The organism is Streptomyces sp. NPDC017056, assembly GCF_044332485.1.
GTDB lineage: Bacteria > Actinomycetota > Actinomycetes > Streptomycetales > Streptomycetaceae > Streptomyces.
In genome coordinates this window covers 254,979-276,066 of record NZ_JBIRPD010000003.1, presented here as the reverse complement: position 1 = coordinate 276,066, position 21,088 = coordinate 254,979, and the positions used below count along the sequence as shown (strand labels likewise).

The 21,088-nt window shown below is 71.0% G+C and carries 18 protein-coding genes and 1 tRNA gene; 10 read left to right on the top strand and 9 right to left on the bottom strand.

The window, feature by feature from the left end; genetic code table 11:
- Positions 1 to 20 precede the first annotated feature (20 nt).
- Positions 21 to 767, top strand: a complete 747-nt coding sequence (locus ACH4OW_RS06945; protein WP_360125421.1) for a class E sortase — start codon at positions 21 to 23, stop codon at positions 765 to 767.
- A gap of 83 nt (positions 768 to 850) precedes the next feature.
- On the opposite strand, the gene pknB is transcribed toward ACH4OW_RS06945, so the two are convergent.
- The 6 genes from pknB to ACH4OW_RS06915 all read right to left on the bottom strand — a co-directional run bounded on the left by pknB (position 851) and on the right by ACH4OW_RS06915 (position 8,957).
- The gene (pknB, locus tag ACH4OW_RS06940; RefSeq protein WP_360125423.1) at positions 851 to 2,869 is read right to left on the bottom strand and encodes a Stk1 family PASTA domain-containing Ser/Thr kinase; all 2,019 of its coding nucleotides are present in this window, start codon (positions 2,867 to 2,869) and stop codon (positions 851 to 853) included.
- Between the two features lie 146 nt (positions 2,870 to 3,015).
- Complete coding sequence (locus ACH4OW_RS06935) at positions 3,016 to 4,485, bottom strand: penicillin-binding transpeptidase domain-containing protein (protein ID WP_360125424.1); 1,470 nt, start codon at positions 4,483 to 4,485, stop codon at positions 3,016 to 3,018.
- Entirely contained in the window at positions 4,482 to 5,882 is a 1,401-nt protein-coding gene (locus ACH4OW_RS06930) for an FtsW/RodA/SpoVE family cell cycle protein (RefSeq protein ID WP_360125426.1), read from the bottom strand. The genes ACH4OW_RS06935 and ACH4OW_RS06930 overlap by 4 nt, the downstream gene beginning before the upstream one ends.
- A 23-nt stretch (positions 5,883 to 5,905) precedes the next feature.
- Positions 5,906 to 7,417: a PP2C family serine/threonine-protein phosphatase gene (locus ACH4OW_RS06925; RefSeq protein WP_360125428.1), complete on the bottom strand. Its 1,512-nt coding sequence runs from the start codon at positions 7,415 to 7,417 to the stop codon at positions 5,906 to 5,908.
- Between the two features lie 120 nt (positions 7,418 to 7,537).
- A complete protein-coding gene (locus tag ACH4OW_RS06920; protein ID WP_360125429.1) occupies positions 7,538 to 8,065 on the bottom strand; it encodes an FHA domain-containing protein in 528 nt (175 codons plus the stop codon).
- A 10-nt stretch (positions 8,066 to 8,075) separates the two neighbouring features.
- Positions 8,076 to 8,957 (bottom strand): DUF3662 and FHA domain-containing protein, encoded by an 882-nt coding sequence (locus tag ACH4OW_RS06915; RefSeq protein ID WP_360125431.1) that lies wholly within the window; start codon positions 8,955 to 8,957, stop codon positions 8,076 to 8,078.
- Between the two features lie 667 nt (positions 8,958 to 9,624).
- On the opposite strand from ACH4OW_RS06915, the gene ACH4OW_RS06910 reads away from it, so the two are divergent.
- Positions 9,625 to 9,708, top strand: a tRNA-Leu gene (locus tag ACH4OW_RS06910).
- A 151-nt stretch (positions 9,709 to 9,859) separates the two neighbouring features.
- Here the strand turns inward: ACH4OW_RS06910 and ACH4OW_RS06905 are convergent.
- Positions 9,860 to 10,759, bottom strand: coding sequence for a LysR family transcriptional regulator (locus ACH4OW_RS06905; protein WP_398025565.1), 900 nt, complete (start codon positions 10,757 to 10,759; stop codon positions 9,860 to 9,862).
- 177 nt (positions 10,760 to 10,936) lie between these two features.
- On the opposite strand from ACH4OW_RS06905, the gene ACH4OW_RS06900 reads away from it, so the two are divergent.
- From ACH4OW_RS06900 to ACH4OW_RS06890, 3 genes are all read left to right on the top strand, one after another.
- Positions 10,937 to 12,205: an MFS transporter gene (locus ACH4OW_RS06900; RefSeq protein WP_398025563.1), complete on the top strand. Its 1,269-nt coding sequence runs from the start codon at positions 10,937 to 10,939 to the stop codon at positions 12,203 to 12,205.
- Between the two features lie 77 nt (positions 12,206 to 12,282).
- Positions 12,283 to 14,091, top strand: coding sequence for a sensor histidine kinase (locus ACH4OW_RS06895; RefSeq protein ID WP_398025993.1), 1,809 nt, complete (start codon positions 12,283 to 12,285; stop codon positions 14,089 to 14,091).
- Positions 14,092 to 14,176: 85 nt separating this feature from the next.
- Positions 14,177 to 14,854 carry a response regulator transcription factor gene (locus ACH4OW_RS06890; protein ID WP_360125437.1) on the top strand — a complete coding sequence of 226 codons (678 nt, stop codon included), beginning with the start codon at positions 14,177 to 14,179 and terminating at the stop codon, positions 14,852 to 14,854.
- A gap of 98 nt (positions 14,855 to 14,952) precedes the next feature.
- Here ACH4OW_RS06890 and ACH4OW_RS06885 read toward each other — a convergent pair whose 3' ends face one another.
- Positions 14,953 to 15,603: an NAD(P)H-dependent oxidoreductase gene (locus ACH4OW_RS06885; RefSeq protein ID WP_360125439.1), complete on the bottom strand. Its 651-nt coding sequence runs from the start codon at positions 15,601 to 15,603 to the stop codon at positions 14,953 to 14,955.
- Between the two features lie 118 nt (positions 15,604 to 15,721).
- On the opposite strand from ACH4OW_RS06885, the gene ACH4OW_RS06880 reads away from it, so the two are divergent.
- Positions 15,722 to 16,084: a winged helix-turn-helix transcriptional regulator gene (locus tag ACH4OW_RS06880; RefSeq protein WP_398025560.1), complete on the top strand. Its 363-nt coding sequence runs from the start codon at positions 15,722 to 15,724 to the stop codon at positions 16,082 to 16,084.
- Between the two features lie 46 nt (positions 16,085 to 16,130).
- On the opposite strand, the gene ACH4OW_RS06875 is transcribed toward ACH4OW_RS06880, so the two are convergent.
- The gene (locus tag ACH4OW_RS06875) at positions 16,131 to 16,565 is read right to left on the bottom strand and encodes a MarR family winged helix-turn-helix transcriptional regulator (RefSeq protein ID WP_360125442.1); all 435 of its coding nucleotides are present in this window, start codon (positions 16,563 to 16,565) and stop codon (positions 16,131 to 16,133) included.
- 116 nt (positions 16,566 to 16,681) lie between these two features.
- On the opposite strand from ACH4OW_RS06875, the gene ACH4OW_RS06870 reads away from it, so the two are divergent.
- The 4 genes from ACH4OW_RS06870 (at position 16,682) to ACH4OW_RS06855 (ending at position 21,049) form a co-directional block, all read left to right on the top strand.
- Positions 16,682 to 17,887: an ABC transporter permease gene (locus tag ACH4OW_RS06870; RefSeq protein WP_398025558.1), complete on the top strand. Its 1,206-nt coding sequence runs from the start codon at positions 16,682 to 16,684 to the stop codon at positions 17,885 to 17,887.
- A 223-nt stretch (positions 17,888 to 18,110) separates the two neighbouring features.
- Positions 18,111 to 19,676 carry a DUF2252 domain-containing protein gene (locus ACH4OW_RS06865; protein WP_360125446.1) on the top strand — a complete coding sequence of 522 codons (1,566 nt, stop codon included), beginning with the start codon at positions 18,111 to 18,113 and terminating at the stop codon, positions 19,674 to 19,676.
- A gap of 49 nt (positions 19,677 to 19,725) precedes the next feature.
- Complete coding sequence (locus ACH4OW_RS06860) at positions 19,726 to 20,694, top strand: hypothetical protein (RefSeq protein ID WP_360125448.1); 969 nt, start codon at positions 19,726 to 19,728, stop codon at positions 20,692 to 20,694.
- Positions 20,695 to 20,704: 10 nt separating this feature from the next.
- The gene (locus ACH4OW_RS06855) at positions 20,705 to 21,049 is read left to right on the top strand and encodes a rhodanese-like domain-containing protein (RefSeq protein ID WP_360125450.1); all 345 of its coding nucleotides are present in this window, start codon (positions 20,705 to 20,707) and stop codon (positions 21,047 to 21,049) included.
- Positions 21,050 to 21,088 lie beyond the last annotated feature (39 nt).

Here is a 21,088-nt window from a genome sequence, read left to right as displayed (position 1 = left end):
AACGTAAGAGGGGTACCGCGGTGACTGCCACCGGACACGACGAGGACACCGGACCGGCGGCGGACGAGCCGGCGACCGTACCGCCACGCCGCCTGCGCGGGCGTGTCGCAGCCGTCGTCAGCGTCATCGGCGAGCTGCTGATCACCGTGGGCCTGCTCCTGGCCCTGTTCGTCGTCTACTCGCTGTGGTGGACGAACGTCCTCGCCGACCGCGAAGCGCACAAGCAGGGGGACACGGTACGCCGCAACTGGGCGCAGCCCCCGAAGGGCCCCGGCGCGCTGGACACCAAGGACGGCATCGGCTTCCTGCACGTCCCGGCGATGAAGAACGGCGAGGTGCTCGTCAAGAAGGGCATCGACTCGGACGTCCTGAACGAGGGCGTCGCCGGCTACTACACCGAGCCGGTCAAGTCGGCCCTGCCGCAGGACAAGGAAGGCAACTTCACGCTCGCCGCGCACCGCGACGGCCACGGCGCGAAGTTCCACAACATCGACAAGCTCAAGAACGGCGACGCGATCGTCTTCGAGTCCAAGGACACCTGGTACGTCTACAAGGTCTACGCGTCACTGGAAGAGACCTCGAAGTACAACGTGGACGTGCTGGACGACATCCCCAAGGAGTCGGGGAAGCGCCAGGCGGGCCGCTACATCACCCTGACGACCTGCACGCCCGTCTACACCTCGACCTACCGCTACGTCGTCTGGGGCGAGCTGGAGCGCACCGAGAAGGTCGACGCCAAGCGCACCCCGCCGAAAGAACTGCGCTGAGGACGGCACCGGCCTGCACCGACCGAGCGAAAGCCCCGGCACCCTTCGAGGGTGCCGGGGCTTTCCCGTACGGCGGCTGCCGGTCAGTGCTTCTTGTGCCAGCCACCCCACCAGCCGCTCGGGCCGCCCCAGCTGTTGCCGTCGTCACCGCTGTCGTCGCCGGTGGGCGCGCCCACCGTGGTGAGCGTCACCGTCGTGGACTTGGGGTCGGACGGGGTGTTCGGCTGCGGGTCCTGGGTGACCACGCGCGCCTGGTCGTCCTGCGAGCTGCCGTTCGCGAACTGGATGTTCGTGAAGCCGGCGTCCTGCAGGGCCTTCTTGGCGTCCTTGACGGCCTGGCCGACGACGCTGGGGACCGGCTTCTGCTCGCCGGCCTTGCCGACGGTCAGCGTGATCGTCGAACCCTTCCTGGCCTGCGAGTTGCCCTCGGGGGACTGCTGGATGACCTTGCCGACCTGGTTCGGGTCTGAGGTCTCCTGCTCGGTCTTGGCGACCTGGAAGCCGAGGTCGGTCAGCTGCTTCTGCGCCGCGGCGAAGTCCTGGCCGGTCACCGGCGGCACCGTCGTCGTGGGCGACTTCTTGGCGACCACCAGCGTGATCTTGGACTTCTTGGTGCCCTCGCTCTGGCCCTTGGGGTCCTGGTCGACGACCGTGCCCTCCGGGCGCTCGGAGACCCGCTCGGTCTTCTGGACGTCCTCGAAGCCCTTGCTCTTCAGCTCGTCCTTCGCCTGGTCGAACGTCAGGCCGCGGACGTCGGGGATGGTGACCTTCTCCGGTCCGGTGCACATCGTCACCGTCACCGTCTCGTCCTTGCCGATGTCCTTGCCGGCGGCCGGGGACTGCTTGGTGATCTGGCCCTTCTCGACGTTCTCGCAGGCCGTGCTGCCGCCCTTGGCGACCTTGAAGCCGCCGTTGACGCCGGCCGCCTTGGCCTGCTCGAAGGTCTTCCCCGTCAGCTCCGGCACCTTGACGTCGTTGCTGGTGTTCTGGCCGTTGAACATCGCCTTGCCGATGAAGATCGCACCGGCCAGGACCAGGATGCCCGCGACGACCAGCATGATCGTCGAGGTGTGCTTCTTCTTCTGGCCGCCGGCACCGCCCCGGCGCCGGTCGGGCCGCTCGTCGTAGCCGTAGCCGCCGTCGTCCGGGTTCATCGGCGGCAGCATCGACGTCTGGCCCGCCGGGTCCTGCGGGCGCAGCATCGTCGTCGGCTGGTCCTGGTCGTAGCCGACCGCGCCGAGGGCCGCGGTCGCCGCGACGGGCTGGCCGTCGAGGGCCGCCTCGATGTCGGCGCGCATCTCGTCCGCCGACTGGTAGCGGTAGTCGGGGTCCTTGACCAGCGCCTTGAGGACGATGGCGTCCATCTCGGGGGTGATCTCGGGGTCGAAGTTGCTCGGCGGCTGCGGCTCTTCGCGTACGTGCTGGTAGGCGACGGCGACGGGCGAGTCGCCGACGAACGGCGGACGTACGGTCAGCAGTTCGTAGAGCAGGCAGCCGGTGGAGTACAGGTCGGAGCGGGCGTCGACCTGCTCGCCCTTGGCCTGCTCGGGCGAGAGGTACTGCGCCGTGCCGATGACCGCGGCGGTCTGCGTCATCGTCATGCCGGCGTCGCCCATCGCGCGGGCGATGCCGAAGTCCATGACCTTGACCTGGCCGGTGCGGGTGAGCATGACGTTGGCCGGCTTGATGTCGCGGTGGACGATGCCGGCCCGGTGCGAGTACTCCAGCGCCTGGAGCACGCCGATCGTCATCTCCAGCGACCGCTCGGGCAGCAGCTTGCGGCCGGAGTGCAGCAGTTCGCGCAGGGTGGAGCCGTCGACGTACTCCATGACGATGTACGGGATGGAGACGCCGTCGACGTAGTCCTCGCCGGTGTCGTACACGGCGACGATCGACGGGTGGTTCAGCGAGGCGGCCGACTGGGCCTCACGGCGGAACCGGGCCTGGAAGGACGGGTCGCGGGCGAGGTCTACCCGCAGCGTCTTCACAGCGACGGTGCGGCCCAGGCGGGTGTCATGGGCGAGGTAGACCTCGGCCATGCCACCGCGGCCGAGCACCGAGCCCAGCTCGTACCGGCCGCCGAGGCGACGCGGCTCTTCCATAAGCTTCTCCAGCCCTCTCCGTCAGTCCCGACCGCACCCGTGTGTGGTCCGGCGGTGTGCTGTTCGGGCATACCGTACCCGGCACGCCATGCGGGGCCCGGTCGCGACCGGCACCTGATATCCGACCGGTATTGGCGTGACCGGGGTCACTTCTTGCCGTCGAGTACCGCCTCCATGACCTTCTTGGCGATGGGGGCGGAGAGCTTGCCGCCTGCGATGTCGTCGCGGAGCGTGTCCGAACTCTCGATCACGACGGCGACGGCCACCGGCGTGCCCTTGGAGGTCTTGGCGTAGGAGATGAACCAGGCGTACGGGTTGTCCTTGTTGTTCTCGCCGTGCTGGGCGGTGCCGGTCTTGCCGCCGACGGTGACGCCGTCGATCTGGGCGTTGGTGCCGGTGCCGTTCTTGACGACACCCTCCATGATCTCCTGGAGCTTCTGGGCGTTCTCCGGCTTGACCGGCTGGCTCATCGCCTCCGGCGTGTGCTGCTGCACGACGTTGAGGTTGGGGGCCACGAGCTTGTCGACCATGTACGGCTTCATCAGCTTGCCGCCGTTGGCGATGGCCGCCGTGACCATGGCCATCTGCAGCGGGGTGGCGCGGTTGGAGGCCTGGCCGATGCCGGCCATCGCGTTCTGCGGCCGGTTGTCGGTCGGGTAGACGCTCTCGGCGGCCCGCACCGGGGTGTCGACCTCGGCGTTGTTGAAGCCGAACTTCTCCGCCTCGGCCTTCATCTTCTTGTTGCCGAGATCGGCGCTGATCTTGCCGAAGACGGTGTTGCAGGACCAGCGCAGCGCTTCCTTGAGGCTGGCGTTCTCGCAGGGGATGTTCCCCTCGTTGTTCAGCGGCTGGTGCGCGGTGTCCGGCAGGTAGTACGGCAGCGGCGACTCGGTCTTGGCGTTGACGTCGGTGTAGAGGCCGTTCTCCAGCGCCGCGGCGGCGGTGACGACCTTGAACGTCGAGCCCGGCGGGTAGGTCTGGCGCAGCGCCCGGTTGAGCATCGGGTCGTCGGGGTTGTTCTGCTTCAGCAGGCTGTTGTACGCCTTGGCGTCCTTGTCGGACATGCCGGCGAAGGTGGAGGGGTCGTACGACGGGGTGCTGGCCAGCGCCAGGATCGCGCCGGTCTCCGGGTTGATCGCGGCGACCGCGCCCTTGTTCTTGCCCAGCCCCTCGAACGCGGCCTGCTGCGCCTTGGCGTTCAGCGTGGTGACGACGTTGCCGCCCTTCTGCTTCTCGCCGGTGAACATGTCGACCGTACGGCTGAAGAAGAGCTTGTCGTCGGTGCCGGACAGGATGCTGTCGTTGAGCTTCTCCAGCTGGTTGGAGCCGAACGCCTGGGACGCGTAACCGGTGACCGGCGCCCACATCGGGCCGTTCTTGTACGTCCGCTTGTACTTGAAGTCGCCGCTGTCGTTGGTGGTCGAGCCGGTGACGGCCTTGCCGTCGACGATGATGTTGCCGCGCGGCTGGCTGTAGCGCTCGATGGCCACGCGCCGGTTGTGCGTGTCGTTCTTCAACTCGTCGGCCTGGACGAACTGCACCCAGTTGACGCGGATGAGCAGGGAGAGAACCAGCAGCCCGCAGAAGATCGCAACGCGGCGCAGAGGCTTGTTCACGGGCGGACCACCTGGGTCATCTCGGCGTCGGTGGAGGGGGCGGGGGCCGGGGCCGGCCGGCGCGCGGTGTCGCTGATGCGCAGCAGCAGCGCGACCAGGGCCCAGTTCGCGATGACGGAGGAGCCGCCCTGGGCGAGGAACGGCATCGTCATACCGGTCAGCGGGATCAGGCCGGTGACGCCGCCGGCGACGACGAAGACCTGGAGGGCGAAGGCGCCGGACAGGCCGACGGCGAGCAGCTTGCCGAACGGGTCGCGGGCGGCCAGCGCCGTACGGATGCCGCGCTCGATGAGCAGGCCGTACAGCAGCAGGATCGCCATCAGGCCGGCGAGGCCGGCTTCCTCGCCGACGGTGGCGAGGATGTAGTCGCTCTTGGGCGCGATGCCGCCGATGAGGCGGGAGTAGCCCTGGCCGAGGCCCGAGCCGAGGATGCCGCCGGAGCCGAAGGAGTACATGGCCTGGGCGGTTTCGGTGACGCCGCCGTTCAGCAGCTCCAGGGGGTTGAGCCAGTTGTGCACACGGGTCTGCACGTGCGACTCGAAGGTGGCCACCGCGACCGCGCCGCCGGCGCTGAGCAGCAGGCCGAAGACGATCCAGCTGGTGCGTTCGGTGGCCACGTACAGCATGACCACGAACAGGCCGAAGAAGAGCAGGGACGTACCGAGGTCGGTCTCGAAGACCAGGATCATCAGGCTGAGCGCCCAGATGACCAGGATCGGGCCGAGGTCGCGGCCGCGCGGCAGGTACAGGCCCATGAAGCGGCGGCTGGCCAGGGCGAGCGCGTCGCGTTTGACCATGAGGTAGCCCGCGAAGAAGATCGCGATGACGATCTTGGCGAACTCACCGGGCTGCAGCGAGCCGACACCGGGGATGGTGATCCAGATGCGGGCGCCGAACTTGGCCGGGAAGAAGATCGGCGCGATCAGCAGGACCAGCGCGACGACCATCGAGATGTAGGTGTAGCGCTGCAGGACGCGGTGGTCCTTGAGGAAGATCAGGACGCCGAGGAACAGGGCGACGCCGATCGTCGACCACATCATCTGCCCGGGAGCCATGGCTCCGCCGAGCTGCTTCGTGGTGATCTGCGGTTCCTGGTCGAGGCGCCAGATGAAGACCAGGCCCAGACCGTTGAGGAGGGTCGCGATGGGCAGCATCAGCGGGTCGGCGTACGGGGCCCACTTGCGTACGACGAGGTGGGTGACGCCGGCCAGCAGGCCGAGACCGAGGGAGTAGCCCAGGACGCCGGCCGGGACCGAGCCCTCCTTGGCCAGGCCCACGTTGATGTACGCGAACACCGGGATGAGCACCGCGAAGACGAGCATGGCCAGCTCGGTGTTGCGGCGGCTCGGGGCACCGATGGTGCCCACGGTGGTCGTGGTGGTGGTACTGCTGCTCATCAGATCTACGGCCCCCTACGCCCTCACTGCTGGGTGCTGCAATTTTTTTCCAGCTTCTGCTGCTCCTCGGAGGGGGGCGTCTGGCTGGGTGTGGGTGTCGGGGTCGCCTGCGGCGTGCCCGCCTGGCTGCCGGGCTTGCCGGCCTTCTTGTTCTTGCGGGCTTCTTCGTCGGCCTTCTTACGGGCCTCCGCATCGCGCTCCGCCGCCTCGCGCTGGTCCTTCGACCGGCAGGCGTTGGCCTGCTTGCCCAGCTCGGTGACCTTGTCGATGGCCTGGTTGCGGCTGTCGACGGCGATGGTCTCCTTGACCTGGTTGCGCTGGTAGGCGGGGAGGTACTTGAGTTCGATCTCGGGGTGGTCCTCGTCGACGTTGTTGAGCTTGATCCAGGCGAGGTCCTGGCTGATGCCCTGGTACAGCGCGACGTGGTCGTCCTTGGCGCCGACGAAGTACTGCGTCTGCGTCCAGCGGTAGCCCGCGTACAGGCCGCCGCCGACGACGGCCAGCGCCAGTACGGTGATCAGCGACCGCTTGATCCACTTGCCGCGGCGGCGCTCCGGCTTGAGGTAGTCCTCGTCCATGAACGCGCCGAACGAGCCCTGCGGGGGGCCCGTGAAGTCGTTGTCGCCGCTGCCCGGCGGGCCGAAGGCGCCGCCCGGCGCGGCCTGTGGCGCGTCCCGGTGGCGGCCCAGTTCGGCGGCGCGGGCGGCCGGGGTCTGCATCGTGCTGGGGTCGCTGAGCTGGCTCTGGTTCTCGGCGACCGCTCCGACGACGACCGGGGTGTCGTTGAGGTGGCCCGCGAGGGTGTCGCCGGCGTCGACGTCCAGGACGTCGGCGACGATGCACGTGATGTTGTCGGGGCCGCCGCCGCGCAGCGCCAGCTGGATCAGTTCCTGCACGGTCTCGTGCGGGCCCTGGTAGCTGGCGAGGGTGTCTTCGAGGGTCTGGTGGCTGACCACGCCGGACAGGCCGTCCGAGCAGATCAGGTAGCGGTCGCCCGCCCGTACCTCGCGGATCGACAGGTCGGGTTCTACGTGGTCGCCGCTGCCCAGCGCGCGCATCAGCAGGGAGCGCTGCGGGTGGGTGGTGGCTTCCTCCTCGGTGATCCGGCCCTCGTCGACGAGCCGCTGCACCCAGGTGTGGTCCTGCGTGATCTGCGTCAGGACGCCGTCGCGCAGCAGGTAGGCGCGGGAGTCGCCGACGTGTACGAGGCCGAGCCGCTGGCCGGTCCACAGCAGGGCGGTCAGGGTGGTGCCCATGCCCTCCAGCTGCGGGTCCTCCTCGACCATGACGCGCAGCTGGTCGTTGGCGCGCTGTACGGCCGTGCCGAGGGAGGTGAGGATGTCGGAGCCGGGGACGTCGTCGTCGAGCTGGACGAGGGTGGAGATCACCTCGGAGGAGGCGACCTCGCCGGCGGCCTGACCGCCCATGCCGTCGGCGATGGCGAGCAGGCGCGGGCCGGCGTAGCCGGAGTCCTCGTTGCCCTCCCGGATCATGCCCTTGTGCGATCCGGCGGCGAAGCGCAGTGACAGACTCATACGCACCTCGCCCGTCGGCTCGGGGTACATCCGCACGGTGCCCACCCTCCGGTCGGGAGCACGCTCGGGTCCGTCGAGTGGACCGCCGCGGCTCGCTCGCTCCGCTCGCTCATTGTCGTACTACTTCCGCAGCTCGATGACGGTCTTGCCGATGCGGATCGGGGCTCCCAGCGGAATCGGTGTCGGGGTCGTCAGTCGGGTCCGGTCGAGATACGTGCCGTTGGTGGACCCGAGATCCTCGACGATCCACTGGCCGTCACGGTCCGGGTAGATCCTGGCATGCCTGCTGGAGGCGTAGTCGTCGTCCAGCACGATCGTGGAGTCGTGCGCGCGTCCCAGGGAGATGGTCTGGCCCTGGAGGGCGACGGTCGTACCCGTCAACGTGCCCTCGGAGACCACCAGCTTTGTGGGGGCACCGCGGCGCTGACGGTTGTTGCCGCGGCCGCTCTCCTGGCGGCGCTGCTGCGGTGGTGCGGCCTGCTGGCGCTGCTGCGAACGCGCCTCCTGGCCGCCGCGGCGGGCGGCGCCGCGCTGCGTGACACGCGTGCCGAACAGATCGCTGCGGATGACCTGGACGGCCACGATGACGAACAGCCACAGTACGGCGAGGAAACCCAACCGCATGACCGTGAGGGTCAGCTCTGACATTGCCCCCGCTTCACCCTTCGGCTTGCCGGTAAACGATGGTGGTACTGCCCACGACGATCCGCGAGCCGTCGCGGAGCGTAGCGCGGGTGGTGTGCTGCCCGTCCACCACGATGCCGTTGGTGGAACCCAGATCCTGGATGGTCGGGGGTGTGCCGACGCGGATTTCGCAGTGCCGCCGGGAGACTCCCGGGTCGTCGATCCGTACGTCGGCGTCGGTGCTGCGGCCCAGGACGAGCGTGGACCGGGAGATCTGGTGGCGGTTGCCGTTGATCTCGATCCAGCGCCTGGTCTGCGTGCTCCGCTCCGCCCCGCCTCGGCTCTGGTACCAGTTGTCGGAAGCCGAGCCTGGCTGCGGCCCGGGGCCGGGCGGGGCCGACCGGGGGGCCGGCTGCGCGGCTCCGGGCGGCGAGGTGGGCATGGGGGGCGGGCCCACATGACCGCCGGGGCCGGACGGGCTGCTCCTGGGCGCGGTGGGCCGCTGGGCCGCGGCGGCTGCGCCCGGGTGTTCCTGGGAAGTGCTGGACGCCAGGGTGCGGCTGCGGACGCGGTACAGGCCGGTGTCGAGGTCGTCGGCCTTCTCCAGGTGCACCTTGATCGGGCCCATGAAGGTGTAGCGCTGCTGCTTGGCGTAGTCGCGGACCATGCCGGAGAGCTCGTCTCCGAGCTGCCCGCTGTACGGGCTGAGCCGCTCGTAGTCGGGGGTGCTCAGTTCGACGATGAAGTCGTTGGGGACGACCGTGCGGTCGCGGTTCCAGATGGTGGCGTTGTTGTCGCACTCGCGCTGGAGGGCGCCGGCGATCTCAACGGGCTGCACCTCGGACTTGAACACCTTGGCGAAGGTGCCGTTGACGAGACCTTCGAGACGCTGCTCGAAGCGCTTCAGTACTCCCACGGGGCACCTCCTTCCTCAGTCTTCGTCAGGTCGGTCTTCGACAGGGTCGTCCTGATACTGCTTACTGATCGTATCCACGCGCCGGGAAAACGGCTGGTTCCCCTTTCCCGCCTTGAGGACGAGTGTCGCCCCTCACAAGGTTGCTCACTCCTGCTTGCTGCTGCGTCACTCCGGTGCCACCGCGTTGATCTGCGGCGTCACCGTGGTGGTCCTGCCGTGCCGCCGGCCGCGTTCACCGGGCCGTGTCACCGCGATGGCTTCGCGATGCGACCGCGCCGGCGTTGCGATGGCACTGCGATCGTAGATGTGCCCCGCTCACAGTGTCCCGCAACCGCCGTGTTCGCCGACCGCCCGGGGCGCAGTCGCGGCGGCCCGGTCCGGTACGTGGCCGGATGTGTGTCCACGGGCTTCGGTGCGGCGGCAGTACGGGGGTGCGGCGGCGGCCGTGCGGCGTCGGGGCGGGCGCGGCCGGACCACCGGGCGCAGCCGACCGGACTGCCGGGGAGGCCGGCGCGGGTCCCCTGTACGAGGTCGTGAGCGGGCTGCGGGGAACGGATGTGATTGCACCCCTGCCAGCGTGCTAATGTTCTGGATGTCGGAAGGCGCTCGCACAAGACCCGGACGGAACAGCCCGGATCACGTGAGAGAATCGAACGACACACCCAATGCGCGGGTGGCGGAATAGGCAGACGCGCTGGATTCAGGTTCCAGTGCCCGAAAGGGCGTGGGGGTTCAACTCCCCCCTCGCGCACAGAGAAGACCCCCGGTCCGGATCTCCGGACCGGGGGTCTTTTGTCGTTCAGGCCGGGATACCTTCGTAGCCCTGCCCGTAAGGGCGGCCCGGCCCGGACGCCGTCGCGCCGGCCCGTACCGCGAAAAGAACGGGAAAAGAACGGTGAGTGCTACGTCACATCGGTGACGGCCGTGCTGAATGCGCGGGTGCGCGCGGTCTCGCGGTCCCGGTGCCAGACGAGGCCGAGGGCGGAGTCCGGCAGGCCGGTGACCGGTACGAAAGCGAGGTCGCGGCGGCCGTGGTAGTCCGCTGTGGGGCGGCACAGGAGCATCGCGCCCCGGCCGGCGGCGGCCAGGGTCAAGCCTTCTTGGAGCGTGCGGACGCCGGGGCCGGGCGGGATGCGACGGCCGCCGGGGGTGTCGGCGGGGGCCTGGGCGTAGCGCCAGTACTCGGGTGCGGGGGCGCTGACGGAGATGAGCGGGCCGTCCGCCAGGTCCTCGGCGTCGACGGTCGCGCGGGATGCGAAGGGGTGGCGTACGGATACCGCGAGCGTCTGCTGCTGCTTGGAGAAGACCGGACCGAGTACGAGACCAGGTTCCTCGACGGGGAGTAGGACGACGGCGGCGTCCACCTCGCCGCGGTGCACCGGCCCGAAAGGGTCCTGGAGCGGGATTTCCACGATGTCCGTGGCGCACCCGGGGTGGCGGCTGTGGAAGGTGTCCACGGCCTTCATGATGCGGTCGTCCGCGGTGCCTTGGAAGCCGATGCGCAGCAGTCCCTCGATGCCGCGGGCGGCGGCTACGGCGGTGTCGACCGTGCCGCGCAGGGCGTCGTAGGCGGGCCTGAGGGCGGCGAGGAAGTCCGTACCGAGAGGGGAGAGGCGTACGCGGCGGCTGGTGCGCTCGACGAGCCGGGCGCCGACGTGGCGCTCCAGGGAGCGGACGAGCTGGCTGACGCGGCTCTGGGACACGTACAGGCGTTCGCCGGTGCGGCCGAAGTGCAGTTCCTCGGCGAGAACGAGGAAGCACTCCAGCTCGCGGATCTCCAGGCCGCCGGTGCGCAGGGACATGGGGCCTTTCCGGGAGCTCGTGGCCCGTGGGGAGCGTGGGCCGTGCGGGGTCGGTAGTGTGTCTCGTACGGCCGGATCGCCATACGAGTGGGCCCTCGTAGGTCGATGAGCCACGCTCATTGAAGGGTGCGGGGTTCGCCGTTGTTCCCGAGGGCGGCCGCGCGTTGGCTGGGATGCATGACGACTATCGAGCAAGCGGCGGGCCGGGGCGGCGAGTTGGTGCGGGGGGCGGGGCGGGGCTGGCCCGCGGTGGTGGCGCTGGCCGCGGCCACGTTCACGGTGGTGACGTCGGAGATGCTGCCGGTGGGGCTGCTGACGCCCATCGGGAGCGCGCTCGGGGTCACGGACGGCACGGCGGGCCTGACGCTCACGGTGACCGGGGTGGTCGCGGCGCTCGCGGCCCCGGCGCTGACGCTGGCGGTGGGCAGGGCGGACCGGCGGGTCGTGCTGTGCGCGCTGATGGCGATGCTGGCGGCGGCCAACCTGCTGGCGGCGTACGCGCCGGTCTTCGGGGTGTTGCTGGCGGCGCGGGTCCTGGTGGGGCTGGGCATGGGCGGGGTGTGGGCGCTCGCGGCGGGGCTCGCGGTGCGGCTGGTGGCGCGGCGGTCGGTGGGTGCGGCGACGTCGCTGATCTTCAGTGGGGTGGCCGTGGCGTCGGTGCTCGGCGTGCCGGCGGGCACGCTGACCGGGGAACTCGGCGGCTGGCGTGCGGCGTTCGTCGTGGTGGGCGTGCTGTCTGCGCTGGTCGCGGTGGCGCTGGCGGTACTGCTGCCGCCGCTGCCCGCCGAGGGGGCGGTGCGGCTGGGCGGGGTGCTGCGGCTGTTCCGTGACGCGCGGGTGCGCACGGGGCTGGTCGTGGTGGCGTTGCTGGTGGCGGGGCATTTCGCCGCGTACACCTATGTCCGGCCGGTCCTGGAGGAGGTGTCCGGGGTCGGGCCCGAGCTGATCAGCACGTTGCTGCTGGTCTACGGAGTCGCCGGGGTGGCGGGCAATTTCCTGGGCGGCGCGGGGGCGGGGCGGTCGCCGCGCGGGACGTTGCTGGTGCTCAGCGGGGTGCTGGCGGGGGCGGTTTCGCTGGTGCCCGTGGTGGGAGCGGGGGTGCCGGGGGCGGCGGCGCTGCTGGTGGTGTGGGGGCTGGCCTACGGAGGGGTGTCGGTCAGTACGCAGTCGTGGCTGATGGTGGTGGCGCCCGAGGCCAGGGAAGCGGCGTCGGCGCTGTTCGTGGGGGTGTTCAACGCGGCGATCGCGCTGGGGGCGTTCGGCGGGGGGCGGGCCGTGGACGGCTGGGGGCTCGTGGGGGTGCTGTGGCTCGGGGGCGCGCTGGCCGCGGGCGCCTTGGTGGCCGTGGGCGCGGGGCGCGGGCCGGGGGCGACGAGCCGGGTACGCGGGCCGGGGGCGACGGGCCGGGTACGCGGGCCGGAGGCGACGGGCCGGGCACGGGATTAGCGACTTTCGTCGCGGCAGGGAGCGACTTACGGCGACTGCGCGGACGGGGCGGGGTTTCCTACGCTCGGCACGTGAACATGACGGGGAAAGCGCAGGTGGCGGGCCGGGGAGCGGCGGTCAGAGCCGCGGGCGGGCGGCTGTGGCGGCGGCTGGCCCGGCCGGAGCAGTGGCCGCCGTACCGCGTCGTCGGCGAGGTGCTGCTGGCGTTGCTGCTGGGACTGGTCGCGCTCGGTTCGGAGAAGCTCTTCGGCAGCAGCGAGGCGCACACGTGGACCGTGACGGTGGCGGTGATGGTGATCTCGCCGCTGCGCCGCGCCCTGCCCGGCACGGTCCTGATCGGCTCGGCCGCGCTGAGCTGGCTGTTCGTGGGCATATCGGCGCTGCTGATCGTGGCGGGCTGGTCGGCCGGGCGACGGATCGCGGGCAGCGCGCGGGCGCTGGTGGTGTTCGCGGTGGCGCTGGTGCTGAGCATGGCGGTGCCCACGGTCCAGGACCTCCCGCTGGTGTCGCCGGAGAAGCTGATGCTGTTGGCGGTGTCGTTCCTGGCGATAGTGGCCATGCCGGGCATAGCGAGCCGCTACTGGTCGCAGCACCGCACCCTGGTGGACACGCTCCACACACAGCGCACGCAGCTGCTGCGAGAGAACGCGATGATCGCCCACCAGACGCGGCTGCGGGAACGGCAGCGCATCGCGCAGGACATGCACGACAGCCTGGGCCACCAGCTGACGCTGATCGCCGTGCACACGGGCGCACTGGAGGTGGACTCCGAGCTGAACGGGCGGCAGCGGGAGGCGGTCGCCGTGCTGCGGGGCGCCTCGGTGGCGGCGATGCGCGAACTGCGAGAGGTGGTCGGCCTGCTGCGCGACGAGACCGAGGACGCGGCCGCCGGGCACACGGTGATCGGATCCGGTGCGGCGCCGGACGCGGGGCAGCGCGGGGTGGCCCAGGTGGACGGGCTGGCCGAGGCTTCGCGCGGCGCGGGGGCGCGAATATCCGTGGTCCGCTCCGGGGAGCCGCTCGCGCTCGCGCCGGCCGTCGACCGGGCCGCGTACCGCATCGTGCAGGAGGGCCTGACCAACGCGCACAAGCACGCGTCGGGGGCACCGGTGACGGTGTCGCTGCACTACGAACCCGACTCGCTGCTGGTCGAGGTCGTCAACGGGCCGGTGCCGCCGGACTCGGCCGGCGGGCCCGAGGTCAGCGGCGGCCAGGGGCTGACGGGGCTGCGGGAGCGGGCCCGGCTGGTCGGCGGCATGGTGCACAGCGGTCCGTTGCCGGACGGCGGGTTCCGGCTCGCCGGGGTGCTGCCGTACGGGCCGGTGACGCCGGCCGCCGCGAAGGCCGGGGCGCCGGAGCCGCCGCTGCCCCCGGCCGGCCCGGCCGCGCCGTACGCGCCCGGTGGGGTCGTGGACCCCTACCGCGGGCGTCCCGCGGTGCGAACCGGCAAGGACGGCCGGCCGGTCGTCGACTGGTCGCAGGTGTACGCACCGCCGGACGCGGGCGCGTTCCGCGGGGAGCACCGGCGGAACGGGTTCGCCGTGGGGTGCGGTCTGGCGGCGGGCGTGGTCGTGGTCATGGGCGTCGTGACCACGTGGGGGGTGGTGGAGCTGTTCAAGGCGGTCCAGGACGGCTCGGTGGCGCCGGGCACCTACGAGGAGGTGGAAGTCGGCAGTGCGGAGGCCGAGGTGCGCGAGCGGCTGCCTCCGGGGTCGTTCATGAACAGCGGTCTGAACGACCAGGGGCCTGCCAAGCCGAAGGGCGCGCGCTGTGAGACGTTCTCGTCCACGGACACGTCTGAGGACTGGGGAGAGGAGCGGGCGTTCCGGTTCTGTTTCAAGGGCGGGAAGCTGGTGGAGAAGCGGACCTTCGTGGGGAAGGTCTGAGGGCGGCCGGACGGACCGGCGCGTGAACGGGGGGATGATGGCGCAGTCCGTGGGAACAACCGACCGAGCCCGTGCGGGAGTCCGAGTGATCAGGGTGATCGTCGCCGACGACGAACCGCTCATCAGGGCCGGCATCCGCATGATCCTCACCTCCGCCGCCGACATCTCGGTGGTGGCCGAGGCGGGGAACGGCAAGGAGGCCGTCGAGGCGGCGCGTGGCCGCGGCGCCGACGTGGTGCTCCTGGACATCCAGATGCCGGTCATGGACGGGCTGACGGCGCTGGCGGAACTGCGCCGGGCGGCACCGTCCGTACCGGCCCTGATCCTGACGACGTTCGGGGAGCGGGAGAACGTCCTGCGTGCGATGGGCGAGGGAAGCGCGGGCTTCCTGCTGAAGGACTCCGCTCCCGACGAACTGATCCGTGCGGTGCGTGCCGCGGCCGACGGTCACGCCTACATGTCGCCGGTGGCGACCCGTCATGTGGCGGATTCCCTGGTGGCACGCGGCAGCGGCCCCGGCGGGGAGAGCGGTGCGGCGCGGCGCGGTGAGGAGGCCAGGCAGCGGCTGTCCGTCCTGACGGCGCGGGAGATGGAAGTGCTGTCGCTGCTCGGCGAGGGGCTCTCGAACGCCGACGCGGGTACGCGGATCCATATGAGCGAGGCGACGGTGAAGACGTACGTCAGCCGGATCCTGGCGAAGCTGGAGTGCGAGAACCGGGTGCAGGCGGCGCTGCTGGCCCGTGACGCGGGCCTGGGGACGTGAGACCGCGGGGCCGACCGTAGCGGGAGGGAGCTGTGGGGACGCCGGACCGGCCGTACGTCCCCAACCCGTCGCGCGGCCGGGTGCCCCGGGGCGGTGCGTCAGGCGGCGAGGCGTTCGGCGAGGGCCTTGGCCTTGGTGGCGGCCTCCTGAAGGGCCTTCTCGCGGGAGGCTTCGTACAGCGGCACCAGCTCCGCCATCGCCGGGTTGCTGGGGGCCATCGTCAGCTCCGGGACGATGAAGTCGACCTCCATGCCGAACATGGTGCCGAGCACGGCCTCCAGGTAGTTCTGGACGTAGTCGAAGCCTTCGCGGGGCGTGCCGGGGGCGTACGAGCCGCCGCGGCTGGTGACGATGGTCACCGGCTTGCCCTTGAGCGAGGACTCCTCCCCGGTGACCCGGCCCATGATGATCACGTGGTCCAGCCAGACCTTCAGCGTGGAGGGGATCGTGAAGTTGTACATGGGGGCGCCTATGACGACGGCGTCCGCGTTCTCCAGCTCCTCGACCAGTTCGATACGCCGCGCGAGGGCGGCCTGCTGCTCGGGGGAGAGGTCGGCGGGGTCGCCGAGGGCGGCGGTGAAGCCCGGGGCGTCCAGGTGCGGCAGGGGGGTGGCGGCGAGGTCGCGGTAGACGACGGTGCCGTCCGGGTGCTGCTCCTCCCATGCCTTGCGGAAGGTGGCGGTCACCGCGCGGGAGGCGGATCCGTCAGCGGCGAACAGGGAGGAGTCGAGGTGCAGAAGAGTGGCCATGATGCGGTCCTTCGTTCGCGGCCGGTGCACGGCCTGGCGAGTACTCCGTACGTTCCTATGTTTACCACAGTAGCTTACTTTTCCGCAGTACCCAACGAGAAGCCAGTACGCTGGTCACATGGCGGAGCGCGGCGAAGAGGTATGCAGGCAGGTGGACACGGGCATGGCCCGGGTCTTCGAGCTGTTCGGCAAGCGCTGGACCGGAATGATCGTGTCCGTCCTCCTCGCCGGGCCCGAGTACTTCGCCGGTCTGCGGCGGGCGATCCCCGGCATCAGCGAGCGCATGCTCTCGGACCGGCTCACGGAACTGTCCGCGGCCGGCCTGGTCGTACGCGAGGTGGACGGGGGTCCGCCGCTGCGCGTCTCGTACCGGCTGACCGAGGCGGGGCGGGCGCTGGATCCCGCGCTCAAGGAGCTGGGGCGGTGGGCGGAGACATACCTCCCCGACGGCGGGAACTGTCCGGAGCGCTTCCGCAAGTGAGGGGCGCGGAGCGCCCGAGGCGTGGTCGGGGCGCTCGCGGCGGTGGTCAGCCGAGCCGTTCCTGGGCCGCGTTGTAGCGCAGCAGGTACGAGGCGAAGCGCTCCAGGTCCTCCGCGTCCCAGTCGGCGAGCCGCTCGTGGAACGCCTGGCGGCGGCTGGCGGTGACGTTGGCCAGCACCTGCGCGCCCTTGGCCGTGGGGTGCAGCACCTGGACGCGGTGGTCGTCCGGGTCGACGCGGCGCTCCACGAAGCCGAGCTTCTCCAGTGCGGAGATCTGCCGGCTGACCGTGGACTTGTCCAGGAGGTAGTGCGCGGCGAGGTCGGTCGCCCGGCATCCCCGCTGGTCGTCGAGGTGCGCCAGCAGCGTGTAGGAGACGAGCGACAGCTCGGGGTGCATGCGGGCGGCGGTGGCGCGTGCCCGGCGGGCGAACGCGGTCATCTCCTGCTGGATGGTCTCGACGGATTCGTCTCTGCGGGGCACGGGAGTTGCCTTTCGTTGAAGTAGTTGTATAGTACAACGTGGAATGTGAGTTGTATAAGCCAACTACCCTGTACGGCTCCCCGACGCTGAGCGACTAGCTTGAGAAGGCACCACCCATGAGTTCGGTCCGACGTCCCGACCACCAACACCGCCCCGATCACCGCGCCGACCTGCGGCATGTCCTTACCCACCTGGTCACCCCGCTGCTGATGTGCATCGGTATGGGGCTGGCCTACCTGGGCGCGTTCGCCAACCCCTCGCCGCACCACCTGCCCGTCGCCGTGGTCGGCTCGGGCTCCGGTGCCCAGGTGCTTGCCCAGTCGATCAACGACAAGTCGGACGGCGCGCTGGACGTACGCACGGTCGGCAGCCGGGCCGAGGCCGTGGACCAGCTCAAGCACCAGGAGATCTTCGGCGCGTACGTCATGGACACGCACGCCTCCGGGAGCGGGGCCGCGCACGCCACCGCGGGTGGCACGGCGAAGGCCGCGCCGGAGCTCGTGGTCGCGACGGCGGGTTCCGACACCACCGCGACCGTGGTGCAGAAGATCTTCACGCCGATCGCGGCACAGCAGGGCGTGCCGCTCAAGGTCACCGACGTCGCCCCGCCGGCCGAGGACGACCCGACGGGCCAGGGCATCTTCTTCCTGATGGTCGCGGTCAGCATCGGCTCCTACGCCTCGGTCGCGGTGATCGGCGGCGCCGGTGGCGTACTGCCGATACGAATGCGGGCGATGCTGGCGGTCGGCACCTCCTTCGTGGTCGGCATTCTCGGCACGCTCTTCGCCGGACCGGTCTTCCACATCGTCGACCACGGCCTGTGGGGGCTGTGGGGCATGGCCTGGCTGTACTCGGCGGGCATTTTGCTCATCGGCACCGGGCTGCACACGTTCCTCAAGCGCTGGACCACGCTGGGCGTGATGGCGCTGTTCGTGATGCTCAACTTCACCTCGGCGGGCGGCGTCTTCCGCCCCGAGATGCAGAACGGTTTCTTCGCGTCTCTCCACGCGTTCTGGAACGGCGCGGGCTTCGTGGAGGGCACCCGTAGCCACGTCTACTTCGACGGCAACGGGCTGGCCGGGCACGTCTGGACGCTGGTGCTGTGGCTGGTCGTGGGCGTCGCGGTGGTCGCCGTGGCAGCGCTGGCCGAAGCGCGCCGGCGGCGTGCGGCCGCGAGCGCCGCGGCGAACGCGACGGCCGTGGCGGCAGCCGCGGTGGCGGCGACGGTGCCGGAACGCCGCCCGGCCCACGGTGCGGCGGACGGGCACGGCACGAGCGGGGAAGCGGCCGAAGAGGAGATGGAAGAGGCGGTCGGCGTCTGAGGCGAGGCCGTTCGAAACGGCCGCCATCAGCCCTCCAAGCTCAGTCACCCAGAGTTATCCACAGGCCCTGCCGCAAGGCCGGGCCTGTCTGTACCGTCGTGCACACGCGGCGGGAAGGGCGTGCGGCGACCGGCGGTCGGCCGGGCGCCGGCATCGGCCCGGCGCGAGCGGACGCCAACGCCGGCACGGGTCGGTGCAGGGACGAAGGGGGAGGTGGCGCGCGATGTCGCGATTGCCGTACGTACCGGGATTCGCGAAGCCGGATGCGCGGGGGCCCGCGCCGAAGGCGGTCGGCAAGGCGCTGCGGGAGCGGGCGCCGCGCTCCGGGCACGGCCGGTTCACGCCCGACGCCGGGCGGCCCGACGCGGTCACCATGGTCGAGGAGTCGAACGCCGGCCGGCTTCCCGAGCTGACCCGGATACGGGTCGGCCGCATGGCCGCGGACCCCTTCGCCTTTTTCCGCGGGTCGGCCGGCTTGATGGCGTACGACCTGACGTCCACCCCCGTGACCGGCATCGGGGCACAGATATGCGGTGACGCGCACGCCGCCAACTTCGGCCTCTACGGCGACGCCCGCGGCAAGCTCGTGATGGACCTCAACGACTTCGACGAGACGCTGTACGGGCCCTGGGAGTGGGACCTGAAACGGCTGGCGGCCTCACTGGTGCTGGCCGGCCGGGAGGCGGGTGCGAGCGAGGAACAGTGCCGGGAGGCGGCCCGGGACGCGGTCGGCGCGTACCGGCGCACGATGCGGCTGCTGGCGGGCATGCCGGCCGCCGACGCCTGGAACGCGATAGCCGACGAGCGGCTGGTCTCCCACACGGACGCCCGGGACCTGCTCGGCACGCTGGAGCGGGTGGTGGAGAAGGCGCGCAGGAACACGAGCGCGCGGTTCGCGGCGAAGTCGACGGAGGAGATACCCGGGGGCGGCAGGAAGTTCGTGGACGCTCCACCCGTACTGCGGCGCATACCGGACGCGGAAGCCGCCGCGGTGGCCGCCTCGCTCACCGACTACCTGGACACCCTGCCGGAGGACCGGCTGCCGCTGCTGGCCAGGTATGAGGTGCAGGACGTGGCGTTCCGGGTGGTGGGCACGGGGAGCGTCGGTTTGCGCTCGTACGTGGTGCTGCTGCTGGATCACCGCGGTGAGCCGCTGGTGCTCCAGGTGAAGGAGGCACGCAGCTCGGCACTGGCCCCGTACGCGGCGAAGGCGGGCTTCCCGACCCCCGCGGTGCCGCACGAGGGCCGGCGGATCGTGCTCGGACAGCGCCGCATGCAGGTCGTCAGCGACAGCCTGCTGGGCTGGACGACAGTGCACGAGCCGGGAGCCCGGTCAGCCGTGAGCACACCTCCGCGCGCCGACCACTCACGCGAACGGCCAGCCGCCGACGGTTCGCCGGGGGCGGGCGGGTTGACGGAAGCTGGGGGGCCGGTGGGCACCGGTGGTCCGACGAGGGGCGACGGGCCGACGGGCGCTGCGGGGGCGGCGGGGGCGGGGAGGCCCTTTCAGGTGCGGCAGTTTCGGAATCGTAAAGGCAGCGTCGATCCCACCGCCCTCGCCGGCGACCAGATCGACGATTACGCGCGTATGACGGGCGCGCTGTTGGCCAGGGCTCATGCGCACAGTGCCGATCCGCGGGTGGTCGCGGGGTACTGCGGGAAGGGGGAGGCGTTGGACGAGGCGCTGGCCGCATTCGCGGTGGCTTACGCGGATCGTACGGAGGCCGATCACGCGGAGCTGGTCGCGGCGATCAGGAGTGGGCGGATAGCCGGGGAGACGGGGGTCTGAGCCGAGGCGGGGGTCGGAGCGGGGCCGGGCCGGGCCGTAGGGTGGCCGGGTGACGAACTCGCAGGCGGAGAACGCGCAGGGCGGCCAGGACGCACATGCCGACCACGGGCCGGCGGGCTACACGGGCCCCGCCGACCACGGCGGGCAGGGCTATGGGCGGCAAAGTCGGGACGTCCGGGGTGGTGACTCCGGTGGCGGGCCCCAGAGCCCGGGGCCTGAAAGCCCGGGGCCCCGGGAGCCTCAGGAGCCGGCGAACCAGCGGTTGGCGCGGGCCGTGGAGGCGGCCGAGCAGGCGCTGATCGAGTTCGAGATCGCGGTGGAGACCTTCCGGGTCGAGGTGGAGAACTTCTCGCGGCTGCACCACCAGCGCCTCGGCCCCATGTACGCGAGGCTGGACGAGCTGGATGCCCGGATCGCCGAGGCGGTGGCGGCTCGTACGGGTGATCCCGAGGACGTGCGCAAGGCCGGCGAGGCGCGGGCGGCGGTGCTGCCGATGCCGGACGTGGAGGAGCTCTTCCACGGGTGGATGGGCTCGGAGGGCCTGTATCCGGAGGCCGAGGCGATGCTCACCGAGCAGCCGGTCCGGCCGCCGAAGAAGGTCCGCCCCAGTGAGGAGGCCCGCCGGGTCTACCGCGACCTGGTGCGCAAGGCCCACCCCGACCTGGCGCGGGACGAGGCCGAACGCGAGCGCAGGGACGCCTTCATCGTGCGGGTCAACGCCGCTTACGGCGCCGGGGACGAGGCCGCGCTGCGCGAACTGGCCCGCGAGTGGGAGTCCGGGCCCGTGCCGCAGGAGCGGCGGCTGAGCGAGAGCGAGGAGCTCTACGCCCGGCTGGAGTGGTTGGCCGCGCGCAAGGAAATGCTGGCGGCCGCTGCTGCCGAGCTGGAGGAGAGCGCGATCGGCGCGATGATCAAAATGGCGCCCCAGGACCCGGACGGGCTGCTGGACGAGATCGCCGAGAAGCTGCTCGCGGACGTCGCCGAACGCGAGGCGTACCTCGCCCAGCTGGTCGGGTAGCGTCGGGGCCATGCACTTTGGTTCTCTGCCCACGGTCGGTGTCGACGCTCTCTCGCCCGAGGACTTCCTCCTCGACGTACGGGAGAACGACGAGTGGGAGGCGGGGCACGCCGAAGGCGCGCTGCACATTCCGATGAGCGAGTTCGTCGCCCGGTACGGCGAGTTCACGGAGCAGGCGCCCGACGGCGGCAAGGTCTACGTGCTGTGCCGGGTCGGCGGCCGGTCCGCGCAGGTGGCCCAGTACCTGATCCAGCAGGGCATCGACGCGGTGAACGTCGCCGGCGGCATGCAGGCGTGGGAGGCCGCGGGCCGTCCCGTGTCGGACGGCAAGGGCGGCGCGGGCACGGTCGTCTGACCCGGTCGGTGCGGCCGCGGTTCACCTGAGGGTGTGTGT

What these genes read in the sequence shown, in the direction of transcription:
- pknB (WP_360125423.1), bottom strand. Translation starts at nt 2,869, where the DNA reads ATGGAAGAGCCGCGTCGCCTCGGCGGCCGGTACGAGCTGGGCTCGGTG.
- ACH4OW_RS06885 (WP_360125439.1), bottom strand. Translation starts at nt 15,603, where the DNA reads ATGGCCACTCTTCTGCACCTCGACTCCTCCCTGTTCGCCGCTGACGGA.
- ACH4OW_RS06870 (WP_398025558.1), top strand. Translation starts at nt 16,682, where the DNA reads ATGAGTTCGGTCCGACGTCCCGACCACCAACACCGCCCCGATCACCGC.
- ACH4OW_RS06895 (WP_398025993.1), top strand. Translation starts at nt 12,283, where the DNA reads ATGACGGGGAAAGCGCAGGTGGCGGGCCGGGGAGCGGCGGTCAGAGCC.
- ACH4OW_RS06880 (WP_398025560.1), top strand. Translation starts at nt 15,722, where the DNA reads ATGGCGGAGCGCGGCGAAGAGGTATGCAGGCAGGTGGACACGGGCATG.
- ACH4OW_RS06905 (WP_398025565.1), bottom strand. Translation starts at nt 10,759, where the DNA reads ATGTCCCTGCGCACCGGCGGCCTGGAGATCCGCGAGCTGGAGTGCTTC.
- ACH4OW_RS06925 (WP_360125428.1), bottom strand. Translation starts at nt 7,417, where the DNA reads ATGAGTCTGTCACTGCGCTTCGCCGCCGGATCGCACAAGGGCATGATC.
- ACH4OW_RS06900 (WP_398025563.1), top strand. Translation starts at nt 10,937, where the DNA reads ATGACGACTATCGAGCAAGCGGCGGGCCGGGGCGGCGAGTTGGTGCGG.
- ACH4OW_RS06865 (WP_360125446.1), top strand. Translation starts at nt 18,111, where the DNA reads ATGTCGCGATTGCCGTACGTACCGGGATTCGCGAAGCCGGATGCGCGG.
- ACH4OW_RS06855 (WP_360125450.1), top strand. Translation starts at nt 20,705, where the DNA reads ATGCACTTTGGTTCTCTGCCCACGGTCGGTGTCGACGCTCTCTCGCCC.
- ACH4OW_RS06930 (WP_360125426.1), bottom strand. Translation starts at nt 5,882, where the DNA reads ATGAGCAGCAGTACCACCACCACGACCACCGTGGGCACCATCGGTGCC.
- ACH4OW_RS06920 (WP_360125429.1), bottom strand. Translation starts at nt 8,065, where the DNA reads ATGTCAGAGCTGACCCTCACGGTCATGCGGTTGGGTTTCCTCGCCGTA.